We start from the raw sequence: 24642 nt of genomic DNA on the forward strand, positions 1-24642 counted from the left end.
CAGGTGTTGATGCCGCGACCTGGTGTTCTGGGCCGCATCTCCTCGCAGGAACCAAGCTGGCAGCCTGTCGGACTTGGCCGCTCCGAGTCACCGCTCCGCAGTCTTCATCGCCCCTATCGGCCCGGATTGTTCGCAGCTTTCTTGCACTTGCCACCAGTATGCGCTGCGATATCTCCGAAAAGCCGGTCCCGACAAGGGCGCGAATCCCATCGAAGGCCCAAGCCCGACTGGCTGCTAGTGGACCTCAGGCGGAGAAGGAACGCGACGCAGCGGCCAAATCCCTCGGACTCGCGGAAGGCGGGTGCGACGGGACCATGTCCCCGGCCGCTCCTACCTTGGGTCATGGATCCACCGGCAGCGGACATCCGCGACCCCTACTATCTGCGCAACTTCCATCGCCTGGCCGACACTGTGCTGGCCCGGGACGGACTGCTCTTCACGGCGGAGGAGCGGGCACGCCTGGAGACCGTGCGCGCCCTGCCCGATCACGCCCGCCGGCTGCTGCTGCGCCTCGTCTCCCGCCGCGAGGGCTGGCTGCGCCGCAGCCGCCTGGCCTATGCTGAGATTCCCGCCCTGGACGAGGCCCTGGCTATTCTGGAGCGCACCGACTGGCTGGAACGCTGGCCCCAGGCCGACCTGCCGGAGGCCACGCCGCCCCGCGATCTGGTGGCCACCCTGCACCACGACGAGTGTCGCCACCTCTTGCGCATGGCCGGCCTGCGTCCGGGCGGACTCGCCCTGCGGGACCGCGAGCGCCTGGCCAACCTCTTCGCCCCCGCCGGCCCGGGCCTGGCCCGTCACGACCGGCAACTGGATTTCTGGCCGGACGGAGGTTCGCTCTCCCGGCGCCTGGGCAGCCTGGACCAGTGGATCCGCTTGCGCCACCGCCTGCTCTTCCAACTTCTCGAGCTGCTCTTCTTCGGCAACCGCCACCAGGATCTAAGCCAGTTCATTGTGGCGGAGATGGGCTTGCAGCGTTTCGAGCGCGTGAGGCCGGACGCCGTCGGGCTTTTCAGCGACCGCGCCGAGGCGGAGGCCCTGTTGCGTAACGGCGAGCGCCTCAACCGCCTGCGGGAGGACCTGGACGATCTGCGGCGGCATCTCAAGGGCTGGCGCCGCGGGCGGCGTCTGACGCCCATCCTCGCCCGCCGCAGCCGGGACCTGCTGGCCGAGGCCTGGCGCATGGCCGACCCCGACCAGCTGCTGGACGGCACGCTCCCGCCCTTGCTGGGGGGCGCCGGTCAACGGCGGCGGATCCGCCTGGCCGCCCTGCTGGAAGGCGCCTCGCTCCTGGAACGCCTGGGACGGCCGGGCGCGGCGGCCGGCTGGCAGCGCCTGGCGCTTGAGGCCGGGGTCGAGGGCCGGCGGCGGGGCGAAACCTGGCAGCGCCTGTCCATCAATCTGCGCCACTCCGGGCGGGCCGAATCGGCCGTGGCGGTCTGCTGGCAAGGTCTGGCCGAGCCGCTCGGGCCTGTCACCCGGCACGAGCTGGCCCGGCGGGCCGGGGAGCGCGACAGTCTGCGCGAGGCACCGCTCCGCGCATGCCAGGCCATCCGCCACCCCGGCCACCGCGGGGGACGCATTCTTCTCCAGGGGACCGGCGGCGCCGCCCTGGACGTGGAGGAGTGGGCCCTGGAGCACTTCCGCGCGGAAGGCTGGCAGGGCCTGCACGCCGAGAACCTTCTGCTCAAGGCCTTGGTGGGGCTGGCCGCCTGGGATCTCGTCTTCGCGCCGGTGCCCGGCGCCTTCCTTCACCGCTACCAGGCCGCCCCGCTCGATTGGGGACGTCCGGGCTTCCTGGAGCGACGCGCCGAGGCCTGGCGCCGGCTCGGTCTGCGTCTGCGCCGGGAGCGCCACCGCGCCGGCGTCCGCGAGCGGCTGCGTTCCAAGGCCGGTCTGGAGAATCCGCTGGTGGCCTGGTCCGTCTTGATCGAGCCGGGCATTTCCGCCCAGGCCCACAGCTCCCCCGTCGCCTGGCGCCGCGGACTGGAGGTGCTGCTCGCCGCGCTGCCCGGGCCGCTGTTGGCCCAGTTCGCCCAGCGCCTGCTTGAGCATCCCGCCGAGTGCGGCCACGGACTGCCGGATTTGCTGCTGTGGAGGGAGGACACGAGCGGCGTCCTGCGCGACTGGCGCCTTGTGGAGGTGAAGGGTCCGGGCGACCGTCTGTCCCTGGCCCAGCAGCTGTGGTTGGATTGGCTGTTGGCGCGCGGTCTGCCGGTGGAGCTGCTCATGATCGAGTGTGGACAGTCCGGGGGATAGACCACAAAGCTGATGTAGGCAATGGACTGCCCGTCCCACAGACAGCCAAGGGAACATCCCCTTGGCTGATCAGCGGCCTCCTCAATCGCGTTTCGAGCGGTCCACGGCCATCAGGATTTTCATGTTCAGCAGGACAAGGCGCAGCACTTGGTAGAGCCGACAGTTCATCCAGAAGCGATCTCGCGCAGTGTTCTTCACAATCCCTCCTACTCCCGGATGAAGCGCCAGCCCGGCTGTCCCTGCAGCTTGTGCAGAAGGTCGAGTGGATCACGCGCTTCATCCAGGCTCCGGCCAAGCCCATCTCCATGTGCGTCACGAAGGGGTCGCGCCCGCCGTCCGGGAAGCGCACGGGGTCGGGCACGACGGTATAGATGAGGATGGTGGCCGCGCTGCCGTCCCACAGGCTGTCTCCCACGCTGGCGATGCAGGCGGCGGCCATCTCGCTCATGAGCTCGCGGTGCGAGGCCCTGCCGTGCTCCACAGGTTCGATGATGACGAGGGCGCACAGGCGGCCGATGATGCCCGCCACCATCCCCGTGCGGGGCGGCGCCGCACTGACGGAAAACGGCCTCTATGAACTCATGGCTACCGGCAACGCGGGAGCCTGGGGGCATGTGGATGCCGCGGATGCCAAAGGGGATGAAGTAGAAGTCCTTGCTGGCGTTGACGACGACCTCGTTGTTGCGCCCCAGGCCGCGACCCAGGTAGAGGGCGTCGGTCTGGCCGGCAAAGCCCGCCCCGATCACGACGATCCTGGCCATGGCAACCGCATGCTGGCGAGATTTGATGGCGATGGACACGTGGACCCGCCCCAATGTGCCGGAGGCGCGGCTGGGGAACAGGTCCCGCGGGGAGCGGCAGTTTCGGCCAGGTGGTCCGACACTTCGTCGGACACCTGTCCTGAAAATGGACACTCCGTGGCTGCCCGCACTCCATGCCGGGCAACATGGGAGGGCGGATGGTGGATTAGTGCCTGGCCCTGTCCTCGATCTCGTGCGGCAATGTGGACGGGAGCGGCGGACTGTCAACCGGCCAGCACCTTCTAGGGAATAACGAACGGCAGTTGCTGCCGAGGTGTCCGACGAAGTGTCGGACACCTGTCCTCACACGCCTCCACCGGACGCCTGCACATCCTCCGTCATGCCGCATTCAACCGAATGCGGCATGGCCTTTGGACATTCCCTTTGCCCAGGGCGGCGGCCCCCTTGTGCGGAGAACCGCCGTCAGGTTCTGGTCATGCGGATCAGTTGAAGGCGGTCACCCGGAAGAGGCGCAGCTCGTTGTCCAGGACCGGCAGCTCGGCGCTGGTGGCCGCCGTGCTGCCCAGCAGGGTCCAGGGTCCCATGCTGGTGGGGGCGCCGTAGATGCGGTAGCCAGTGGCGCTTTGCACCTCGTTCCAGGCCAGCTGCACCTGGCCGGGCCCGGTCCAGGTGATGGCCAGGATGGGCGCCTCCTCGATGGGGATGGTGAGGATCTGGAAGCTGCCCCCCGCCGCCGCCTGGTTGTGGGCCGGGCTGCCGTCGGCGGCGGTGAAGGTCCAGGCGATGGCGCTGCCGGCCGCCTGGCCGGGGATCTCAGCCAGATACTGGCCGGCGTCCAGGGGTGTCACCACGCCGGCCTGGGACTCGCCGCCGTCCACCGTGAAGGCCAGCGCGACCGTCACGCCGCAGGGATCCACCGCACTGAAGATGGCGGCGTAGGGGCCGGCCGTGTCCTGGGTGTCGGCGAAGGGCGTCACCACCTCAAGCGCGGGAGCCGTCTGGTCCGCGGCGCAGGGGTCGATCACGAGGAAGCTCCAGCTCTGGCTTCCCACGTTGTGGTTGGGGCTGTCGTCCACGGCCGTCACCGTCCATGCCACCGCGCTGCCCGCCGCCTGGCCGGGGATGGCCACGCTGAACTGCCCGCCGCCCAGATCATCCATCGTCGCGTTCTGGACCGGCCCGCCGTTCACGGTGAAGGTGGCCGCCTGATAGAAGAGGCCGCAAGTGTCGGACAAGGTCACCAGTCCGACATAGGGACCGGCCGTGTCCGGCGTGTCGGCGATGGGCGCATCCAGATCGATGGCCGGACCCGTCTGGTCGGAGGCGCAGGGATCCACCACGCTGAAGCTGTGGTCCGCCACCGCCTCGTTGGCGCGGGCGTCCAGCGCCACAATCTGGTAGTGCACCAGGCTGCCGAAGGCCTGGGCGGGGATGGCGCCCGAGTACTGGTCGCCGACGGAGCCCATGGCCGCGCTGCTCCACAAGCCGCCGTTCACCTGCCAGCGCAGGGTGACGGAAGCCAGCGCGCAGTTGTCGGTGACCGTCGCCGTCACGGCGTAGGGCTGGGTGTTGTCGGGCGAGTCGGCCAGCGGCGTGTGCGTGATCGCCGGCGGCTCCGTCTCCACCCCGCAGGGATCCAGCACCTGGAAGCTCCAGCTCTGGCTGGACAGGTTGAAGAAGGGGCTGGCGTCGGCGCTGGTCACCGTCCAGACGATGGTGGCCGGTCCCGCTTGGCCGGGAATGACCACGCTGAACTGGTCGCCGCCGATGGGCGTGATCGTCCCGTTCTGGGAGGCGCCGCCATTCACGGTGAAGGTGGCCGCCTGGAAGATGAGGCCGCAGGGGTCGCTGATGGAGACCAATCCGGCGTAGGGACCGACCTGGTCGTAGGTGTCGGCGATGAGCACCACCGGCAGGATGGCGGGGCCGGTGGCGTCGCTCAGGCAGGGATCCGTCACGTTGAAGGACCAGGGGCCACCCGTGGCGGTGTTGGAGGCGGCGTCCAGCGCCACGATCTGGTACTGCACGTTGCTGCCGGCGGACTGGGCCGGGATGCTGCCTGTCCAGGTGCTGCCGTTGGCCGTCATGGCCGCGTTGGTCCAGGTGCCGCCGTTGACGCGCCAGCTCAGGGTGACGGAGACCAGCGTGCAGTTGTCGGTGACGGTGGCGCTCACGGCGTAGGGCGTGGTCGTGTTGGAGGTGTCACCGAGCGGTGAGTGGGTGATCGAGGGCGGCACCGTCTCGCCGGCGCAGGGGTCGGGGTTGGCCGCCAGCACCGCCTGGTGGACGTTGAGCCGTCCCCAGCCCGTCTGGTTGTCCCAGCCGGCGGTGCCGATATCGTCCGCCGTGCTGCTCAGGATGTCGTAGACCTGCTGGGCGCTGAGGCCCGTGTTGATGCCGCGCACCAGGGCCGCCGCCCCCGCCACGTGGGGCGTGGCGCCGGAGGTGCCGTTCATGTCGGTGACATAGCCGTTGATCTTAGCACTGCGCAGCAGTACGCCGGGGGCCATGATCTTGAGCGCCGTGCCGTAGTTGCTGCCCCACCACCATTCGCCGTCGCAGCTGCTGGGCGTCTTGCGCACGTTGCAGGGGGCCAGCGCGCCCACGGCGTAGGCGTTGGCGTAGGCCGCCGGGTAGCTCACCGTGCCCGAGTTGTCGTTGCCGGCGGCGCAGACGACGGGAATGCCGGCGTTGTAGGCGTTGGTGACGGCCGTGTTGAAGGTGTTGTCGAAGCCGCCGCCGCCCAGGCTCATGCTGATGACGTGGGCGCCGTTGGTGCGGGCCCAGTTGACGCCGTTGATGATGGCGGTCGTCGTGCCGCTGCCCTGGGAGTTGAGCACCTTGATGGGCATGATGCGGGCGTTCCAGTCCACCCCGGCCATGCCCGTCGTGTTGTTGGTGATTGAAGCCGCCAAAGATGCACATGCAGTCCCATGCCCGAAGTAGACTCCGTCGATCATGTGGTCGTCGTTGGGATTGTTGTTGTTGCTGACGAAGTTGTAGCCGGCGATGATCTTGGCCTGCAGGTCCGGATGATCCAGGTCCACGCCCGTGTCGATGATGGCGATCTTGATCCCCGTCGAGCCCGTCGTCACGTCCCAGGCCAGCTCGGCGTCGATGTCGCAGTCGTTCGTGTAGATGCCGCCGCCCAGGTTGCGCAAGGCCCACTGGCCGCTGAAGTAGGGGTCGTTGGGAATGACCAGGGCGTGCATCAGCCAGTCGTACTCCGCCCATTCCACCTCGGGGCGCGCCGCCCAGGCCGCCTGCGCGGCCTTGAGATCCGATCCCGGGGCCAGTTCGATGACGAGGTCCCGCCCATGGCCCGACTCGAGGGCCACGGCGTCCAGCTCGTGGACGATGAGAGACCGGCTTTCCTTCAGGCCCTTCTCCCGCGCGAAGGATTCCAGGGCGGGCAGATCGGTCAGTTGGACTCGCGCGGCGGCCAGCCCGGCGGGCAGGGCCTCGGCCTTGATCCGGACCATCAGGCGGTCGCGGACACAGGGCGGCTGGTCGTCCAGCTGGACCGCCCACTCGGGCAAGGCTTCGGGAGAGGCCCCCGGTCGGGGGGCGATGGCCTGGGCCTGGCTGAAGAGGCCGGCCAGCAGCAAAAGAAACAGGAAACGCATGAGGCGTCCTTTCTGACACATGGCGCGGCATCCGCAGGGGCGGATGGCCGGGCCTTGGATGATGCGACAATTGTGGTTGGACGGCGGAAGCGTAAGGTACCGGCGCCGAAGAGGCAAGGGGAAGCTGGGAGCGCCGGGATGATTGATTCCATGATGCCTGGATGATCGGCCGGCCGTGGCGCCAATTCCAGTCGCACAGCTTCATTTCTTGCGAATCAAGGCTCATTTCCCCATTGTTCGGGCCGTCATACAATCAAACGGTTCTGCCCACGTGCCCGACAGATCAATCCATGGCCCCGGGCGGCTTCGCCCGCCACATCTCGTGTGCCGCTTGGCCCTGGGCCTCGCCCTGCTGGGGGCTGCCCCCCGGGCATGGGCGGCTCCGGCCACGCGGGATCACCTTCCCGGCCGCCTGGTGGTGGAGCTGCGCGAGGTCCCGGCCGACACCAGCGCCCCCGTCTTCCTGGCCCACGCGCTGGCCCGGCGGGGGGCGGCGCTGCGTCCGCACTTCCCCACGGCCTGGGGCGAGGCGGCCTGGAGCAAGGGGCGCCTGGGGGCCTGGTGGATGGTGGAGGTGGATGAAGAGACGGACCTGGCCGCCCTCTCCGACGATTTGTTGAAGCTGCCCCAGGTCCGCTCCACCACGCCGGACTGGATCGCCCACCTCGCCACCGCGCCCAACGACCCCCTCTTCCCCCAGCAATGGGCCCTGGACAACACGGGTCAGGCCCTCAATGTGGCCGGACAGCCGGTGGGCACTCCCGGGCTGGATCTGGGCGCCCTGCTGGCCTGGGATCTGGCGGTGGAGGGCCGGGTGCCGGTGGTCGCCGTGCTGGACACGGGGGTGGACCCCTCCCATCCGGAGTTCATCGGTCGTCTCCTGCCGGGCTTCAACTTCCTCACCAACCTGCCCGGGGCGGTGGACGACAACGGCCACGGCACGCGGGTGGCCTCCCTCATCGGGGCGCGGGTAAACAACCAGGTGGGCCTGGCCGGCTTGTCCCGCAACACGCAACTACTGCCGCTCAAAGTCTTCAACAGCATCGGGCAGGGCACCGCCAGCGCCCTGGCCAACGCCCTCAACTACGCCCGCCAGCTTGAAGTGGAGGTCGCCAACTACTCGGGCGGCTTGGAGCAGAGCTACGGCCCGGCCACCGACGTCATCACGGCGGCCTACGGGACGGGGATGTGGACCGTGGCGGCGGCCGGCAACTCGGGGGCCCCCCAACTGGAGTTCCCCGCCCGCCTGCCCATTTGTCTGGCGGTGGGCGCCATGAGCCCCTGCGGCGAGCGCAAGACACCGACCAGTTGCGATGGCGAGACCTGGTGGTCCAGCAGCTACGGTCCGGGCCTGGACTTCCTGGCGCCCGGGACGCGGCTGGTCAGCGCCAATCGGGGCGGCGGCTATTCCATGGACTTCAACGGCAGTTCCGCCGCCTGCGCCTATCTGAGCGGCGGCCTCGCCCTGCTGCGGGCCATGGCGCCCGAGGCCGGCCTGGCGGAGATCGAGGCGGCCCTGCAGGCCGGGGCCATCGACCTGGGCGAGCCGGGCTGGGATCTGGAGACGGGACACGGCCTGGCGCGCATGGACCACGCCCTATTCCTGTTGGTGCCGCCCCGCGTCACCGGGCTGGAGATCCGGCCCCTGGGCGGCTCCGTGCTCCTGAGCTGGAACGCCACGCCGGGGGCGGTCGCCTATCTGGTCGAGGCCTCCGCCGGGCTGGGGGGATCCTGGACCATCATCGCCGAGACCGCGGGCCCCGCCTGGCTCAGCGGCCCGCGGGAACAGGCCCGCGGCCAGCGCCTCTACCGCGTGCGGGCCCTGATCCCGGATTGAGGACCATCCTCCGAGCTTCCCATGCTGAAAGGCCGGCCCCCCTGCGGGAACCGGCCTTTATCAAGGAACGATGCTCAGCTTGCGCCTATTTGACGGCGCGGACCTCGAAGTACTTGGCGCCCGCCACGGGCAGCGCGATGCTCGTGGCGGCGGTGTTGGTCTCCAGGTTCAGCTCCGGATAGCCGTTGATCGAGCTGTAGACATTGTAGCTGGTGGCCGTGGGCACGGCCGACCACTGGAGGGTGACCTGGCCGCCCGCGTAGCTGATGGCCAGCTCCGGCGCGCAGAACCACTCGTCCCACGCCGCAACCGGCAGGGTCACCTGCGGCTGCTCGTCGCTGAGCACCAGGGCGCGGTTGCCGATGCTGTCCTCCCATTCCCAGTTCGTGCCGTCGGTTGTGTGGGTGAACTTGTACTCCACATCGAAGGGCGAGCCGGCCGGGAAGACCACCGCGCCTTCCCAGACGCCGTCCAGGTTGGCGTCGGTCAGCGACGTGCTGCCCGAGGTCCAGTCCAGCGGCGAGGTGCCACCCTGCACCGAGACACCCAGCACACCGTCCAGGCAGCGCACGTCCACGGCGAAGAGGACCTCGATGTCCACCGTGGTGGCCTGGGGCGCCTGGAAGTTGTTCCAGTAGACCGGCGTCAGTAACTGGAAGCCGTTGTCCGCCATGCACAGGAAGCGGTTGGGCGTATCCTCCCAACTCCAGCCCGAACCATCGTTGCGGGTGAACTTGAACTCGGTGGTGTTGATCGTGCCGGCGGGGAAGGTGACGGTCAGGGTGTAGATGCCGTCCTGGTTGAAGTCGTTCATGGGTCGGGAGCCGGCATCCCAGTTGAGCGGGGCCGTGCTGCCCTGGATGGAGACGCCGCCGGCGTAGCTGGCCGGATCCTGCTGGGTCATGTCCACCTGGAAGACCACCTGCTGCTGGGCGTTGAGCGCATGCTCGTCGCAGGGGCAGATTTCCTGGTTGCTCCAGTAGCCGAAATAGTTGTCCACTGTCGCACCGGGGGCCACCTCGTACTCGCGGTTGGCGAAGGGGCCGCCCGCCAGGCTTTCCCAGTTGGTGCCGTTGCGGAACTTGAACTCGATGGTGGAGGCGGAGCCGGCCGGCCACTGGATGTCATAGGTGTAGAGGCCGCCGCCGGCGGGCGTCATCGCCTGATAGGTCCACCCGTTGAAGGAGCCGGAGATGCCCGGGCCGGGGCCGTTGGGCGTCACGCAGTGGAAGTCGCCCGTCACCTGGAGGACGAAATCGTCGCTGGTGGCGTCCTGGACCAGGTAGTAGGCGGGGGACTCCGCCGTGAAGGTGGCGCCGGGGCTGCCCGGGCGGGCGGTGAAGGGCGCCACGCCGTCGCCGTCGGCAAACTCGCAGTAGAACTCGACGATGCTGCCCGTGAGGGAGCTGACCGGGATGTCGGCGAAGTACTCGCTCAGGGGCGTGTAGCAGTCACCCGTGTTGAGTTCCATGGCCAGGGATGTGTACTGCGTCTCGCCCTCGGCCCGGTAGAAGAGGGTCTTGGTCATGGACTCGCAGTCGGTGGGCGGATCGCAGATGCCCGTGCAGTCCGTCTTCAAGGCCCGGGCGTAGACGCGGACGTCGGAGCTGTTGGGCACCGTGTCGCCGGACTCCTGCCACTGCAGGTAACTCTGCTCCACCAGGGCGGAGGCCGGCTGGGCCGCCAGGGCCGCCAGCACCGCCAGGGTGGGAATTCTGGAAAGGAGCTTCATCATGGACCTCCTGAATTTGGGTTGATTCACAAGCCGGAGCCGACGGCGGTGACGACATAGAAGCGTCGCGCTCCCTCCACCGGCAGTAGATAGTCCAAGTCACCCGTCTCGGCCAGCGGCGCGCCGGCGGGCTCGTCCCACGGGTTGTCCAGGGCGTGGAGGCGATAGCCCAGGGCGCCCGCCACCGCGTTCCAACTAAGGCGCAAGTGCCCGTCGAGCAGGATCTGCGCGGCCAGCTGGGGGGCCGCCGGCGCCGCGGCCACCGGATTGTTGGGCGCCACGCCCATGAGCGGCATGGGTCCGGCCAGGGGCGGCTGGGCGAAGACCCACCAGGAAGCCAAAGTCACGTTGGTGCCCGCGGGATTGGCCTGGGGCCAGGCCACCACCGTCACCAGGTTGTTCTCCTGGGTGAAGTTGGCGCAGAGGGCCAGGCCGGCGGGGTGGTTCAGCTCGCTCCAGGGGATGCGCAGTTCGGTGATCAGGTTGCCGCTCCACCCCTCGTAGCTGGTGCCCGAGTGCGTCCCGTACTGCACGTAGCTCCAGGCGCCGCCTGACCAGTGGTTGATCTGCATGGTGTTGCCGCCGCCCTCCACCGCGATGGTGAACTCCGGCCGGTGGTCCGTGGTGAAGCCGACCCGGCTCCAGGAATCGCGCGGGGCCCCGCTGCCGGGGAGCAGGTCCGTGTCCAGGTGGACGAAGAAATCGCCCGTGGCCAGGGAGCGCCCGTGGTAACCGATGTAAAGGGCTTCCTGGTCCCACGTGAGGAAGAGGCTGTCGACGCGCTGCTCCATCAGCTCGGTGGCGGCGATGAAGTCCGGCGTGCCGTCCACCAGGATGCTGTGGGGCGTCAGCCCGTTGGGCACCTGGAAGGCCGCCGTGTCGTGGGCGGGGTCCACCAGGTTGCCCGCCAAGTCGCGTACGCCCGGGGCGCGGATCTGCCCGCCCATGCCGCCCGCCAACCCGGAGAGGCGCAGCAGGACACGGCGCGGCCAGGCTTGTCGCTCCGCCGACAGCAGGGCGACGCCGGCGGGGAAGCCGCTGAGCTGCCAATGGGCGAGGTTCTCCGCGCTGGTCTCGTCCACCGCCTCGTCGAAATCCAGCACGGCGAAATGGGGCGCCAGGAAGGGCGCCGTGGCCGCCAGGCGCGGGGCCCGCACGTCAAGGCCGGCCTGGGCCAGGGCGGTCAGCTCGGGCACCTGGCCCTGGGCGTCGGGGGCCGTGCTGCGGCCGGCGTAGAAGAGGTAGCGGAAGCGGCCCTCGCCCAGGATCTCGTCGCCGCGCACCAGCGTGCCCTGGAAGTCGGAGGCGTGCTGGGCGCCGCCGTTGCCCAGCACCAGGGCCGCCGTCCAGCCCGTGGTGGCGTTGCGTTGCCCCATCCAATCCGCCCGCGGCCAGGAGGCGCCAGGATCCCACAGGCGGGTGGTGCGGGCGTTCCAGAGCAGGTCCAGATAATCCGGCGTGAAGCCGTGCTTGATCCAGGTGGGGAGGGGCGCGTCGTAGTCGCAGATGATCCAGGGTTGTCCCGCCGTCACGCTGAAGGATTTCTCCAGGCCGCCCGCATGGCTCAGCCGCACGCGCGCGAAGCCGGACCCCAGCGAGTCCACGCTCATGGCATAGGCGTCGTACTGGGTGGAGGGGGACACGTCGGCGAAGGCGGAGACGTGGTTGTGGGCGGCCCCGTCGTCGAAATCCATCTCCGTCTCCACCCAGTAGGCGCTGCAACTGCCCACCAAGCTGGCGGCGCCCGTCGAGTCCTTGGCGAAGATCCAAGGCGCCCGTCCACCGTTCTCCTCGAAGACGGCCAGCACGCGGTCGCTGAAGAGCACCAGCTCCTCCACGCCGTCGGCGTCCACGTCGGCCCGCTGCGCGCCGGTGCCCTGCCAGGCCTGGCCGCCCCACCAGCGCCCCGCCTCGGCGTAGATGCGGGCGTTCTTGATGTGGGAGGCGTAGCGGTGGATCCAGCCACTGATCTCGCTCCCGTCGTGCCAGCCCGTCTCGTGGAGGTTGGTCATGAGCACGTGCCAGGCCAGGGTGGAGAGCCCGTTGTCGGGGCTGCCCATGATCCAGCTCCAGGTCTCGTGCCAGACATGGCCGTAGTTCCAGGCCGGATCGTGCTGGTCGCTGCGGCTGGGGCTGGAGGCCCAATGGCCGTACCAGGAGTTGCGCGTGCCGGGGCTGAGCCAGTCCGAGCCGTAGCCGCCCCTCCCGCCCAGCAGGCCGTAGGTGCCGTTCTGCAGGTTGATCGGCCCGCCCGCGAAGCCACCCAGGGCGTTGTCCAGCTTGAGGGACTGCACGGCCCCGGCCGTGCCGGCGATCTGCTGCACCAGCCAGATCATGTTGTTGAGGGCGCTGGGGAATTGCTGCCCGAAGCCGGCCACCTCGGCCACCACCTCCCAGTCCGTGCCGTAGACGAGCAACTCGTCCGGCGAGCAGTCCAGGATCATGTTCCAGGCGGTGCCGGCGTCGCTGTGGCAGGCGCCGGTGAAGGGGCCGTTGATGGGGATGACGTTGAGGTCGCCCTGGCCGGGCACGGGAATGGTGTAGATGTGGCGGTCGTTGGCCCAGTTGTTCTGGTAGTCGCAGTGCTCCTCCTGGTCGAGCAGCACGGCCCAGACGCCGTGGGGCAGCCAGTCGTCGCCGATCCAATCCACCACGTGGGCGGCGGTGTCCCAGGGGTTGCCGTCGTTGTCCTCAGGGCTGACCCACACGCGCTCCGGCACCCAGGCGACGTGGGGCGTGTAGCCATAGCGCCAGGCTGTCATCTGGGCGTGGGTGTGGACCGACCAGTCGTTCATGGAGTCCTGGACGAAGGGCATGATGTGCTGGGCGTAGGCGCTGGTGAGCAGCCCGGCCCAGCCCTCCGCCGCGCCGCGCGCCAGCCAGGCGTTCCAGCCCTCCACCGCGCCGCCCGCCGGGTAGTACCACTCCGCCGCCGTCTGCAGGGGGCCGGCCACGTGGAAATTGGCCGGGATGTCCAGCACGTCGTGCAGGCCCAGGATCTCGTCGAAGCCGTTGTGGTTGCTGCCGGTGTTGAGGTAATCGTCCCAGTGCTGTTCGTGGGCGCTGGCCTCGTCGCCCCACAGCACGTCGGTCCAGGTGAGGCCCTGGTTGCCGTGGTGGACGAAGGCGACGTGGCAGGGTGTCCGCTCGCCCCCCGCCGGACGGTCCAGGCGATCCGCCTCGCCGGCGGCCAGTCCGCCCCAATAGGTGCGCAGATCGAGGGGCGCTTCCACTGCCAGCAGGGCGGGCCACTCCACCCAGTCGGCCGGCAGCCACAGCTCCAGCACGGCAGCCCCCTGGGCGCGGCGCAGATCCGGCCGATCTGTGTCCAGGGTGCGCCAAGCGCCGGCGGCCAGCACCTGCCGCTCCAGCCGCTCCGTGCCGTGCAGCACCAAGCGGGCCGCCTTGGCTCCGTGCCGGGCCTCCGCCGCCAGGACCGCGCGCCCGCCCCAGGGCTCCCGCGTTCCGATGCGCAGCACGGCCTGCCCGTCCACCAGGCCGGCCGCGGCCAGGCTGAGGTCGACAGCGGGCGGGCAGCTCTCCTCGATGGGATCCAGGCCCACCAATCGCAGGCCTGGGCTGAAGCCGGGCGGCGGCGCGTCGGCGGCGGCGCGGGTGGACAGCAAGAGACCTGCGGCCAAGCTTGTGGCCAAGGCCGATCCATTGGGTCGAGAGAATGGTGAGGTCATGGTGCTTCCTGATGGGACTCCCAGCCTCTTGGGTTGAGCAAAAATAGCGCCAGCCCCTTGTTGCACAGATTGCGTTGATGGTCATATAGATTGGCCCCGGCTGGAAGGCGTCGGCCCGCCGCGGGATGGCAGGTCCGCCGGAAATTGGACAGCCGGGCGGCGAGGTCAAGTGCTACAAACAGCAAGGAGATAAGTGGCCAGGGGCAATCCGCCCGCAGGCGGGTGTCGAGCCGGGCAAGCGACTGTTGCCCCATGTGGGAAGGCGGGCGGATGGTGTCTGCGCCAACGAACAGGTGTCCGACCAAGGGTCGGACACCCTGGCAGTAGTTGCCGCCCGGCTGTACGGCCCTTCGGCAAGACAGCCGACAATGGGTGCGTCTCGCCAGAGCCGGAGAATTTCCCGGCGGGTGGGTGTCGCGCCGGGCGGGCGATCTGTTGCCCCAAGTGGGGAGGTGGTCGGGGGCTGTCTGGATTGCCGAACAGGTGTCCGACCCATGGTCGGACACCTGAGCAAAAACTGCCGCCCTTGGTGGATCAGCGCGGCGTCCAGCCCTTCTCATTCAGCAGGGTGCGCAGCTCCGGCAGGCAGCGCCGCGCCGCCTCGCGCCCGGCCCGGCGGGCCGCCTCCACCTCGCCGAACTTGTGGAAGTCCAGGCCATCCAAGTCGGGGCGGACAAGCAGGTCGGCCTGGGAGCGTCGGTGGTCCACGTTGTGCATCTGGATGATGAAATAGGCCTGACGCATCACATCGATGGGGCCGCGCAGTTTGCCGTCCAGGAGGGGGTGGGAGACATCCACCGCCACCACCACGGCGGCGCCCGCCTCCCGGGCGCTGAACACCGGCACCTCATCCACCAGCCCGCCATCGATGAGCAGGCGCCCTTCCCAGGGCACGGGTTCGTAAAGCCCCGGTACGGTGGCGGAGGCAAGCATGGCGTCGAGCAGGGGTCCTTTGCGCAGCAACAGGCGCTCGCCCGATTGCAGATCCGTGGCCACACAGATGAGGGGGATGGGGCAGTCCTCCAACCTCATCCCTCCCACCAGCGGGGCCAGCCGGCGACGCACCTTGCCCCACTCGAAGATGCCCAACCCGCCAAGTTGCAGGTCCATCAGGTGGAAGATGCCGAGTCCATCCGCCTGGGCGGCGATGCGCTCGACAGGCAGGCCGGAGCAGTAGAGTCCGCCCACGATGCTGCCCATGGAGGCGCCCAGCACCAGATCGGGGCGCAAGCCTTCCTCCTCCAGCACCTCCAGCACGCCCAGGTGGGCGTAGCCCAGCGCCGCGCCGCCCCCCAGGGCCAGGGCGAAGAGAGGCCGCTCGCGGGCCGCCCTGGACGAAGAGGGCATGCCCACCGTCAGCACGAGCGCCAGGACAAGAAGGACGTGCCGGCCCATCACGCCTCCACCACGCGCAGGGCGAGATCCCAGCCACTGTGCTTGCGGAGGTTGAGCACGCCGCTGTCGAAGAGAAGGTACTGGCCCTTGATCGCCTGCAGCACGCCCTCCACCCGGCGCGTCTTCTCCAGGTTGAAGCTGCTCACCTTGGTGGGCCAGGCCAGGGCGGGGTAGGTGAAGCGCCAGGGCTCCCGTCCGGGCAACACCTCCACGGCGAAGCGCCCGCCCAGCAGGGCAAGCACCCGCTCCGCCTCGGCGCCCAGGTCCACCTCCGGCGTCTCGTTGCGCAGCATCTTCTGCCAGTGCGTCTTGTCCGGCAGATGGGCCGCCAGGAAGGACTCCACCTCGCCCACGGCGCGGCGATCGGGCAGGCGCAGCAGGGGCAGGGCCAGGCTGGCGCCCTGGTCCATCCAGCGGGTGGGGATCTGGCTTTGACGGGTGATGCCCACCTTCAGCCCGCTGCTGACCGCCAGGTAAAGGACATGGGGTTGGAAACAGTGCCGCTCCCCCCAAGCCGGGTCGCGGCAGGGGTTGCCGGCGTCGTGGTAGTGGCATAGTTCGGGCTTGACGATGCAGATGTCGTTCTGGGGCAGGCGCACGAAACAGGGATAGCAGGAACCCTCGCCATAGGCCTTGGCCGTGGCGGCACCGCAGTGGAGGCAATGAATGCGGCCCTCGTGCTCCAGGACGAGACGCCGGCCCAGCAGCGGGTTGAGTTCCAGCGGCGGGCCGCCCTGGAACGCGTCGGTCAATGTGTAAGCGACGGGCGACTCGGGGCGGGCCGTCATCTTGCACAAGGTGCCCTGCCATCTCATGCGTCCTCCCGCATACCCTTTTTCATCCTTGCGACAGTCCAAGATAGGACCGTGCCAGCACCCGCGATCCAGTGACGTCCTCGCCCTGGCGGAGGGACGCGTGGCCATCGCCCGGGTGCGGGAGCTGCTGGACCAGCCCGCCTGAACGACCTCAGCTTGGCGAATCCCCCCCCCGAGCCTATCTTGCCGGCGGTTCGCAAGTCGTTTCTCGGGGTTGGGTGGAAGTCCCAGCCGGCGGTGACAGCCCGCGAACCCCGCACCTAAACCACGGGCCTGTCATACGTGAAAGGCCGCTGGTTTAGGTGCGGGGCCGAGTCCGTGGAACCCGGACGCCGACGGTGAGAGCCCGGATGGGAGAGAGACGCGCCCGTGCTTGCCAGCCAGGGGACCGCTCCCGGTGTCCGCCGCGGGATCCCCTGCCGGTCGACCGGCCGTCCATCCCCTTCACCCCGTCCAGCACGGGATGTCCATGTCCAGCCTCTGGCCCCAATCCCTCTTGCCGGCCATGCGCCGCGCCCTGGCGCTGGCTGAGCGGGGACGCCCCGGCGCCGCCCCCAACCCGATGGTGGGCGCCGTGCTTGTGCGGGAGGGCCGCCTCCTGGCCGAAGGCTGGCACGAGCGCGCCGGCGATCCCCACGCCGAGGTCCGCTGCCTGCGCGGCCTGCCGCGCAGCGTGACCCGGGGCGCCGATCTCGTCGTCACCCTGGAACCCTGCTGCCATGAGGGCCGCACCCCCCCCTGCACCGGACTCATCCTGGCCGCCGGGATCTCCCGCCTCGTCGCGGCGATGGAGGATCCCAATCCCCTGGTCGCCGGACAGGGCCTGGCCCAATTGCGCGCCGGCGGCGTGGAGACGACCTGCGGCCTGTTGGAAGGGGAGGCCCGCGCCCTCAACCGCCACTTCGTCAGCGCCATGACCCGCGGCCGGCCCTGGGTCACGCTGAAATGGGCCCAGAGCCTGGACGGCCTCATCACCCGGCAGGCCGGTCGGCCCACCGCTTTGAGCGGACCGGCCAGCCGGGAGGAGACCCGCCTGCTGCGCGCCGCCCACCCCGGCCTCCTCATCGGGGTCGGCACGGCGCTGGCCGACGACCCCCTGCTTGGTTTGCCGCACATCCCGGGCCGGCCCTTCAGCGGCCGCGCCCCGCACCGCCTGGTGCTGGATTCCCGGGCCCGCTTGCCCCTCGACGGACGCCTGGTCCGCTCGGCGCGGGAGCAGCCGCTCACCCTCCTCTGCGGGCGGGAAGCGCCCACGGTGCGCGTGCGCCGGCTGGAGCGCCTGGGCGTGGGCGTGGCCCGCCACGGCGGCGCCGCGCGGCCTCCCCTGGACTGGGTGCTGGCGGAGTGCCTGGCCCTGGGCCTGGACGGCCTCCTGGTGGAAGGCGGAGCTGCCGTTCACGGCTCCTTCCTGGCCGCCGGCCTGGTCGACGAGCTGGTGACGATCACCGCGCCGCTGCTGCTGGGTCGCGGCCTCCCCGCTGTCCAGATCGCCGAGGGCGTGGCGCCGGCCAGGGCCTTCCGCCTGGTCCGGCAAAGGCGGGTCGGCGCCGACCTCTGGCAGGCCTGGCGTCCGGAAGCGAGGGGGTAGCAGCGATGTTCACCGGCATCGTGGAGGAGCTGGGCACGGTGGAAGCCGTCCGCTCCGAGGGCGGCGGCCGGCGCCTGCGCCTTCGCGCCAGCCGCGTGCTGGCCGATCTCAAGCCGGAGGACAGCCTGCTCGTCAACGGCGTCTGCCTCACGGTCACGGCCGTCGGCGCCGGCCTGGTGGAGCTGCAGGCGGTGGGCGAGACCCTGTCCAAGACGACCCTGGGCGGCCTGGCCTCCGGTGCCGCCGTGCACCTGGAGCGTGCCCTCACCCTGCAGACCCGCCTGGGCGGGCACTTCGTGCAGGGTCACGTGGACTGCACCGGCCGCGTCACGCGCCTGGAGCGGGCCACCCTGGGCATGGAGCTGGAGCTGGCATTCCCCCACGACTTCCTCCGCTTCACGGCGCGCACCGGTTCCATCTGCCTGGACGGCGTCAGCCTGACCGTGGCCGGAGCGGCCCGGCGCGAGGGGAGCGAGGGGCGGGCGCGGGTGGCGCTCATTCCCTACACCCTGGAGCACACCACCCTGGGCCGGCGGCGCCCCGGCGACGCTTTGAACGTGGAGTTCGACTGCTTGGCGAAGGTCGTCGAGCAGCTGCTGCAACACGGGGCGGCGCGCGCCCCGGGAGAGGGGCCGGGCGGTCTCTCCTGGGGGACGCTGACCGGCCTCGGCACCTGAGGACTGAGATGGACGTCGTGTTTGATCCGATCGAGGACGCCCTGGCCGCCATCGCCGCGGGCGAGATGATCATCGTGGTGGACGACCCCGACCGCGAGAATGAGGGGGACTTCATCATGGCCGCCGAGCTGGTGACGGCGGAGCGGGTCAACTTCATGGCCAGGCACGGCCGGGGCATGATCTGCGCCAGCCTGACCCAGGAGCGCTGCAAGACCCTGGGCCTGGATTTGATGGTGGGCGAGAACACGGCCCTCCACGCCACGGCCTTCACTGTCAGCGTGGACGCGCGGGCCGGCACCACGACCGGCATCAGCGCCCAGGACCGGGCCATCACCCTGCGCGCCCTGGCCGACTCCGCCACCGCCCCCGCCGATCTGGCCCGCCCCGGCCACATCCATCCGCTCATGGCCGCCCGCGGCGGGGTGCTGCAGCGCGCCGGCCACACCGAGGCCTCGGTCGACCTGGCCCGCCTCGCCGGCCTGCAGCCGGTGGGCGTCCTTTGCGAGATCATGAGGGACGACGGCAGCATGGCCCGCGTCCCCGACCTGGCCCGCGTGCGCGACACCTTCGGCCTCAAGATGATCACCATCGAGGATCTGATCGCCTGGCGCTCCGCCCATGAAAGCCAGATTGTGACACGCGTGCAGGTGCGCATGCCAACGCCCTGGGGCGAGTTCAACCTGCATCATTTCTACTCGCCGGTGGACAAGCGCGACCACCTGGCCCTCGTCATGGGTGACCCCGCCGCCGCCGTGGAGCCGGTGCTGGTCCGCGTCCACAGCGAGTGTCTCACGGGCGACGTCTTCGGCAGCATGCGCTGCGACTGCGGCAACCAGCTCCACCATGCCATGCGGCTGGTGGCCGACGAAGGAGTGGGCGTCGTCCTCTACATGCGGCAGGAGGGCCGCGGCATCGGCCTTGCCAACAAGCTGCGCGCCTATGCCCTGCAGGACGACGGCGCCGACACGGTGGAGGCCAACGAGCGTCTCGGCTTCCCGCCCGACCTGCGCCACTACGGCATCGGCGCGCAGATCCTCCAGGAGCTGGGCCTGAAGCACATTCGCCTCCTCACCAACAACCCGCGCAAGATCGTCGGCTTGAAGGGTTTCGGCATCGAGGTGGTGGAGCGAGTGCCGCTCCAGGTGCCGCACGGCGCCTTCAACGAACACTACCTTCGCACCAAGAAGACCAAGCTGGGCCACATGTTGAACATGTAAGGGGCATGCCATGAAGGAGATCAATGGGCAGCTGCAGGCCAAGGGCCGGCGCTTCGGCATCGTGCTGGGGCGTTTCAACGACCTGATCGGCGGACGCCTGCTGGAGGGCGCCCTCGACTGCATCGAGCGCCACGGCGGGGAGCGGGCCAAGGTCACGGTGGTGCGCGTGCCCGGCGCCTTCGAGATTCCCCTGGCCGCGGCCCGCTTGGCCGACTCCGGGCAGGTGGACGCCATCATCTGCCTGGGCGCCGTCATCCGGGGCGCCACGCCGCACTTCGAGGTGGTGATGCACGAGTCGGCCAAGGGCATGGCCCAGGTCATGCTCGAGAAGCGCCTGCCTGTCGCCAACGGCGTGCTGACCACGGACACCATCGAGCAGGCGGTGGAGCGCGCCGGCACCAAGGCCGGCAACAAGGGCTGGGACGCCGCCCTGTCCGCCATCGAAATGGCGGACCTGATGGCGCGGCTGGGCTGAGCCCCATGGCGCGCGCCCTCCTGACAGCCACCCTGTTCCTCGCCTGCGGCCTGGCCCAGGCCCAGGAGCGCTGGCGGCACGTGGCCGATTTCACCGACACGCGGGCCATGATCGCCGTGGACGGTCGCCTGGTCACCGCCTCCACCCGCGGCGGCGTCCTCCATCCCGTGGCCGGCGGCACCTGGGAGCACGTCTCGTTTCCGCAGGGCATGCTTGCGGTGGACTTGGTGGATGTTTGCACGGATGGAGCGGGCACCCTCTTCTGGGCCGGCGCCGACGCCAGCCTGAGCGCCCGCGGCCTTCATGACGGCGCCTGGTCGCGCGGCTTCCTCGAGTTCCGCGAGCATCCGCAGATCCGGGCGATCAACGACCTGTGGGGCGGCGGCGGCACCGTGCTCGTCGCCCACAGCATCGGCCTCACGCGCTTCGACTACCTGGCCGAGGACGACGAGTACCTCGTCCGTTGGAACCTGCATGCCCTGGGCGACTTCCCCCAGCAGAGCCCGGTCCTGGCCGCGACCGCATTCGGGGACTGGCTGGTGGCCGTCACGGCGAACGGCCTGGTTTGGGGCGCTGGCTGGCCCGCTCCGCCGGCCTCGATGCAGTCCTGGGCGCGCCCGGGCAACCTGGTCACGGTGGACCGCGCCTGGCTGGCCGCCGGCGAGGAACGGCTCTACGCCCTCTTGCAGGATCCGCTGGGCGCCGCCTGGGCCGGGTCGATGGGTCTGGACGGCCAGTGGCGCACGGAGCTGGCGGGCTTGTCCCAACCGCTGGCCCTGGCGGCGAAGGGATCCAGCTGGGTCCTGGCCCTGGCCAGCGGCACGGGCAGCCGCGTCCTGCAGGACGGCGGCCAGCACCAGTCCAGCCTCGGCCAGCGCGTGGGAGCCCTCGCCTACGAGGGGGGAACCCTGTGGGCGGCCTTGTTGCCGGGCGGAGAGGGCGGCGGACTGGTCGCCCTGGCGGACGACGGATGGGGCGAGCCCCTCCGTCCCGATCTGCCCGGGGCCGAGGAGTTCGTCGACCTGGAGGTGGCCGCCGACGGCAGCCTCTGGGCCGTGGGCGTGGCCTCCGACAACCGCCGCAACGGCCTCTACCGCCTGCGGCCGGAGGGCGGCTGGCAGGCCTGGAAGCTGGGTTATGACTATTTCGGCAACTACCCCACCAGCATCGCCTGCGACCGCCATGGCGGCGTGTGGTTCGGCAGCTGGGGCCGCGGTTGCAGCCGCCTCCTGCCCGACCTGCCCGAGCCCCAGGTGAAAAAATTCTCCTGGGACGCCGGACCCGCCCACCGCATGGCCGGCTTCGCCAATGCCCAGGTGGGCGAGGGCCCCACTTTTCCCCTGGTGAGCGACCTGCAGGAGGACGCCGCTGGCAACCTGTGGATTGTCAACCACCAGGCCCTGGACGACTCCTGCCTGGTCGTGGTGCCAGCCGCCTGGTATGCGGACAGCAGCACGGCCTTCGCCCGCAAGCATTTCCCGCAAATCGGCCTGCGCTTCCCCTGGGGCATCCTGCCCACGCCGACGCTGGGTGTCTGGGCCGGCGTGGCGGGCAAGGACTCCCGCGACGAACGCAAACGCCTGCTTCAGCTCTCCAGCCGCGGGCTGCCTGTCTCCCGCCTGGCGGAGTGGCGCCTGGACCAGCACGAGCTGGCCGACGCCAACTGGAACTTCGGCCTGGCGGCGCCCGGCGTGGTGAACGGCCTGGCCGTGGACGCCTCCGACAACCTCTGGCTGGCCACCTCCGACGGCTTCTACGTGGGCGGCATCTATGGCGGCTTGGCCCAGTTCAGCCGCGTGCAGTTCCTGGAAGGCCTCCTCAGCGAGCAGGTGGAGGCCCTCACGGCCGATGGCCGCGGCCGCGTCTGGCTGGGGGCCGACGCCGGGCTCAGCGTCTACGAGCCGCAGGCCGCCCTCTTCCGCAATCCGGTTGTGGCGGCGGAGCTCAACAGCCTGCTGCGCCGCGCCGAGGGCTTCCAACTGAACGCCGTGCGCATCATGCCTGACGGCGCCCTCTGGGTGGCGGGCAACCTGGGCCTCTTCACCTGCGGGACCGGCGCCCGCGATTACGGCCGCGCCCCCGCCGGCACGGCCCGCATGTACCCCAATCCCTTCCGCCCGGACGGCCTCCGGCGCGCCCGCCTGCTGCCCGAGGGCCTGGCCAACGACGCCACCATCGTCCTCTACGACGCCTCCGGCCGGCGCGTGCGCAAGCTCTCCCTGCTGGAGGCCGAGGAGGGCTGGGACGGGCGCGACGACGGCGGCGCCCTGGTGGGCAGCGGCGTCTACCTCATCCTCGTCAGCTCCGACGGGGGGAGCGCGGAGGGAAAGATCGCGGTGATTCGCTGAGGGTTTGCGGGCAGGCCATTGGATGGCAAGGGCGCGGGAGGCTCACAAGCAGTCAGACAGTCCTACCCAAGCAGTAAGGCGTGGCGACAGGCTGGACAATCGCAGCGGGTCACGTCTGAGGCGCAATCGTCTGTGGAGTTGATTGGACAGCCGTCCGCTTGTCCACGAGAAACACGGCCCATTCGGGATCAAATGCGGCCACCCCAGGTTCCCCGGGCGGGAGGGGGGCGGTGGGAGGGAACAGGGCAAAAACCAGAACCATGTAGCCCCCCTGTCCACTGGCGGCCACAGGACGGGCTTCCTTTCCTCCTCCGCTTCCCACATGTCCAGGTTCAACCTGCCTCAGGGCGAGGTTCCCATCTCCGGCCCTCCCCGTCTGCCCCTCCCCGCCGGCCCGGTCCTATCTTGTCCCCATGCTGACGCACCTCGCCATCGAGCACTTCGGCCTCATCCGCTCCCTGCGGCTGGATCTCCCCGCCGGCTTCATCGCCGTCACGGGCGAGACGGGCGCCGGCAAGAGCATGCTGCTGGGCGCCGTGGGCGCCGCCCTGGGCGCGCGCGTCCACCGCGAGCTGCTCCACGAGGGAAAGACCACGCGTATCACGACCGTCTTCGCCGCGGCGGACAGCCCCGCCCTGCGCGCCTGGCGGGAGCCGCGCGGACTGCCCGCCGGGCCGCTCGCCATCGGCCGGGAGATCGTCCAGGGCCGCAGCCGCAGCACCGTGGCCGGGCAATCCGTCCAGCAGCGGGACCTGCGCGAGCTGGCCGTCCATCTGGCCGACTTCCACGGCCAGCGCGACCTGGCCCAGCTGCTCGAGCGCGAGCGCCACGCCGACCTGCTGGACGCCCTGCCGCTCATCCGGCCCGCCCGCGCCGTCCACGACGAGGCTTGGCGCGCCTGGCGGGGGCTGCGCGACGAGCTGGCCGCCGCCCGCCAGGAGGCCGAACGGCGGCGGGAGCTGCGCGAGCTGTGGCAGTTCCATTTGCAGGAGCTGGAGGCCCTGGCCGCCCGGCCCGGCGAAGACCGCGAGCTGGCGGCGGAGCACCGCCTGCTTTCCCACGCCGAGGAGTTGAAGCGCGTGGGGCTCCAGGCGGCGGACGCGCTCTATGAAGGCGAGGACTCCCTCCACGGGCGGCTCACGGCCCAGGAGAAGGAGCTGTCCCAGGCGGCCCGGCTGGATCCCGCCTTCGATCCCGCCGCCGCCCTGCTGAGCGAGGCCGTGCTCAAGATCCAGGAGGCCGCCCAGCAGGCGCGCGCCCGCGCCGAGGCCCTGGACTGGGATCCCGAGCGCCTGGAGCAGATCCGCGAGCGCCTGCAGCAGCTGGACCGCCTGATCCGCAAGCACGGCGGCAGCCTGGATGCCATGCTGGACAGGCAGCGGGAGCTGGGCGGCCTGCTCGCCGCCGGGGAGGATCTGGACGCGCGCATCGTCGCTCTGGAACGGGAGGAGGAGCAGCGCCGGGAGGCGCTTGAGCAGGCCCGCCACGCCCTCAGCGAGGGCCGGACGGCGGGGGGCGCCGCCCTCTCGCGGCGCATCCAGCCCCTGCTCGAGGAACTGGGCATCACGGGGGGCCGCCTGGATGTGGTCCTTGAGGAGCCGCCCACCCGCTGGGACGCGGTGGGGGCCGAGAGTCCGGCCTTCTTCATCAGCACCAACCCGGACACGCCGCTGGGGCCGTTGGAGCAGATCGCCTCCGGCGGCGAGCTGTCGCGCATCATGCTGGCGTTGAAATGCCTGCTGCTGGAGGAGAGCGCTGGCCAGTGCCTCGTCTTCGACGAGATCGACGCCGGCATCAGCGGCAAGGCCGCCCTGGCCGTCGCCTCCCTCATGCGGCAGTTGGCGGCGCGCCACCAGCTGCTTTGCATCACCCACTTGCCGCAGATCGCCGCCGCCGCGCAGCACCAGATCGGCGTCGAGAAATCCTACACGCGGGGGGCCACGGCCGTGGAGATCCGCCTGCTGGACGAGGAGGGCCGCCTGTGCCAGATCGCCCGCCTGCAGTCCGGCCGCGAGGATGAGCCGGACCTGGCGGCGGCACGGCGCCTGCTGACGAGCCAATCCCCTTCCCCCTCCCAGGGGGAAGGTCGGGATGGGGGTTCATGGTGACCGCACAGTCTCCTTCCCCCTCCCAGGGGGAAGGTCGGGATGGGGGTTCATGGTGACCGCACAGTCTCCTTCCCCCTCCCAGGGGGAAGGTCGGGATGGGGGTTCATGGTGACCG

Annotated in this window: 13 protein-coding genes and 1 riboswitch; of the genes, 8 read left to right on the forward strand and 5 right to left on the reverse strand. The window is 70.2% G+C overall.

Features of this window, described 5'->3' with window-relative positions; all coding sequences use genetic code 11:
* Window positions 1-342 precede the first annotated feature (342 nt).
* A complete protein-coding gene (locus Q8O14_11445) occupies window positions 343-2259 on the forward strand; it encodes a VRR-NUC domain-containing protein (GenBank protein ID MDP2361345.1) in 1917 nt (638 codons plus the stop codon).
* Between the two features lie 1243 nt (window positions 2260-3502).
* Here Q8O14_11445 and Q8O14_11450 read toward each other — a convergent pair.
* Window positions 3503-6646: a S8 family serine peptidase gene (locus tag Q8O14_11450; protein ID MDP2361346.1), complete on the reverse strand. Its 3144-nt coding sequence runs from the start codon at window positions 6644-6646 to the stop codon at window positions 3503-3505.
* Window positions 6647-6977: 331 nt separating this feature from the next.
* Between Q8O14_11450 and Q8O14_11455 the strand changes: the two genes are divergently transcribed.
* Window positions 6978-8483: a S8 family serine peptidase gene (locus Q8O14_11455; protein ID MDP2361347.1), complete on the forward strand. Its 1506-nt coding sequence runs from the start codon at window positions 6978-6980 to the stop codon at window positions 8481-8483.
* Between the two features lie 85 nt (window positions 8484-8568).
* Here the strand turns inward: Q8O14_11455 and Q8O14_11460 are convergent, their stop codons facing one another.
* The 4 genes from Q8O14_11460 to Q8O14_11475 form a co-directional block, all read right to left on the reverse strand.
* Complete coding sequence (locus tag Q8O14_11460) at window positions 8569-10218, reverse strand: hypothetical protein (protein ID MDP2361348.1); 1650 nt, start codon at window positions 10216-10218, stop codon at window positions 8569-8571.
* Between the two features lie 23 nt (window positions 10219-10241).
* Window positions 10242-13868 carry a hypothetical protein gene (locus tag Q8O14_11465; protein MDP2361349.1) on the reverse strand — a complete coding sequence of 1209 codons (3627 nt, stop codon included), beginning with the start codon at window positions 13866-13868 and terminating at the stop codon, window positions 10242-10244.
* Window positions 13869-14438: 570 nt separating this feature from the next.
* Window positions 14439-15299, reverse strand: coding sequence for a patatin-like phospholipase family protein (locus Q8O14_11470; protein ID MDP2361350.1), 861 nt, complete (start codon window positions 15297-15299; stop codon window positions 14439-14441).
* Window positions 15299-16114, reverse strand: coding sequence for a DUF2797 domain-containing protein (locus Q8O14_11475; protein ID MDP2361351.1), 816 nt, complete (start codon window positions 16112-16114; stop codon window positions 15299-15301). Before Q8O14_11475 ends, Q8O14_11470 begins: the two co-directional genes overlap by 1 nt.
* A 200-nt stretch (window positions 16115-16314) precedes the next feature.
* A riboswitch (FMN riboswitch) is annotated at window positions 16315-16480 on the forward strand.
* Between the two features lie 103 nt (window positions 16481-16583).
* Here Q8O14_11475 and ribD point away from each other — a divergent pair.
* The 6 genes from ribD (at window position 16584) to Q8O14_11505 (ending at window position 24527) form a co-directional block, all read left to right on the forward strand.
* Entirely contained in the window at window positions 16584-17702 is a 1119-nt protein-coding gene (gene ribD / locus Q8O14_11480) for a bifunctional diaminohydroxyphosphoribosylaminopyrimidine deaminase/5-amino-6-(5-phosphoribosylamino)uracil reductase RibD (GenBank protein ID MDP2361352.1), read from the forward strand.
* A gap of 5 nt (window positions 17703-17707) precedes the next feature.
* Complete coding sequence (locus Q8O14_11485; protein ID MDP2361353.1) at window positions 17708-18379, forward strand: riboflavin synthase; 672 nt, start codon at window positions 17708-17710, stop codon at window positions 18377-18379.
* Between the two features lie 8 nt (window positions 18380-18387).
* Window positions 18388-19596, forward strand: a complete 1209-nt coding sequence (locus Q8O14_11490) for a bifunctional 3,4-dihydroxy-2-butanone-4-phosphate synthase/GTP cyclohydrolase II (protein ID MDP2361354.1) — start codon at window positions 18388-18390, stop codon at window positions 19594-19596.
* A gap of 10 nt (window positions 19597-19606) precedes the next feature.
* Complete coding sequence (ribE, locus tag Q8O14_11495; GenBank protein ID MDP2361355.1) at window positions 19607-20071, forward strand: 6,7-dimethyl-8-ribityllumazine synthase; 465 nt, start codon at window positions 19607-19609, stop codon at window positions 20069-20071.
* Window positions 20072-20076: 5 nt separating this feature from the next.
* Window positions 20077-22419: a hypothetical protein gene (locus Q8O14_11500; GenBank protein ID MDP2361356.1), complete on the forward strand. Its 2343-nt coding sequence runs from the start codon at window positions 20077-20079 to the stop codon at window positions 22417-22419.
* A gap of 413 nt (window positions 22420-22832) precedes the next feature.
* A complete protein-coding gene (locus Q8O14_11505) occupies window positions 22833-24527 on the forward strand; it encodes a hypothetical protein (protein ID MDP2361357.1) in 1695 nt (564 codons plus the stop codon).
* The last annotated feature ends 115 nt before the right edge of the window (window positions 24528-24642 follow it).

Source organism: bacterium (genome assembly GCA_030685015.1).
Lineage (GTDB): Bacteria > CAIWAD01 > CAIWAD01 > CAIWAD01 > CAIWAD01 > CAIWAD01.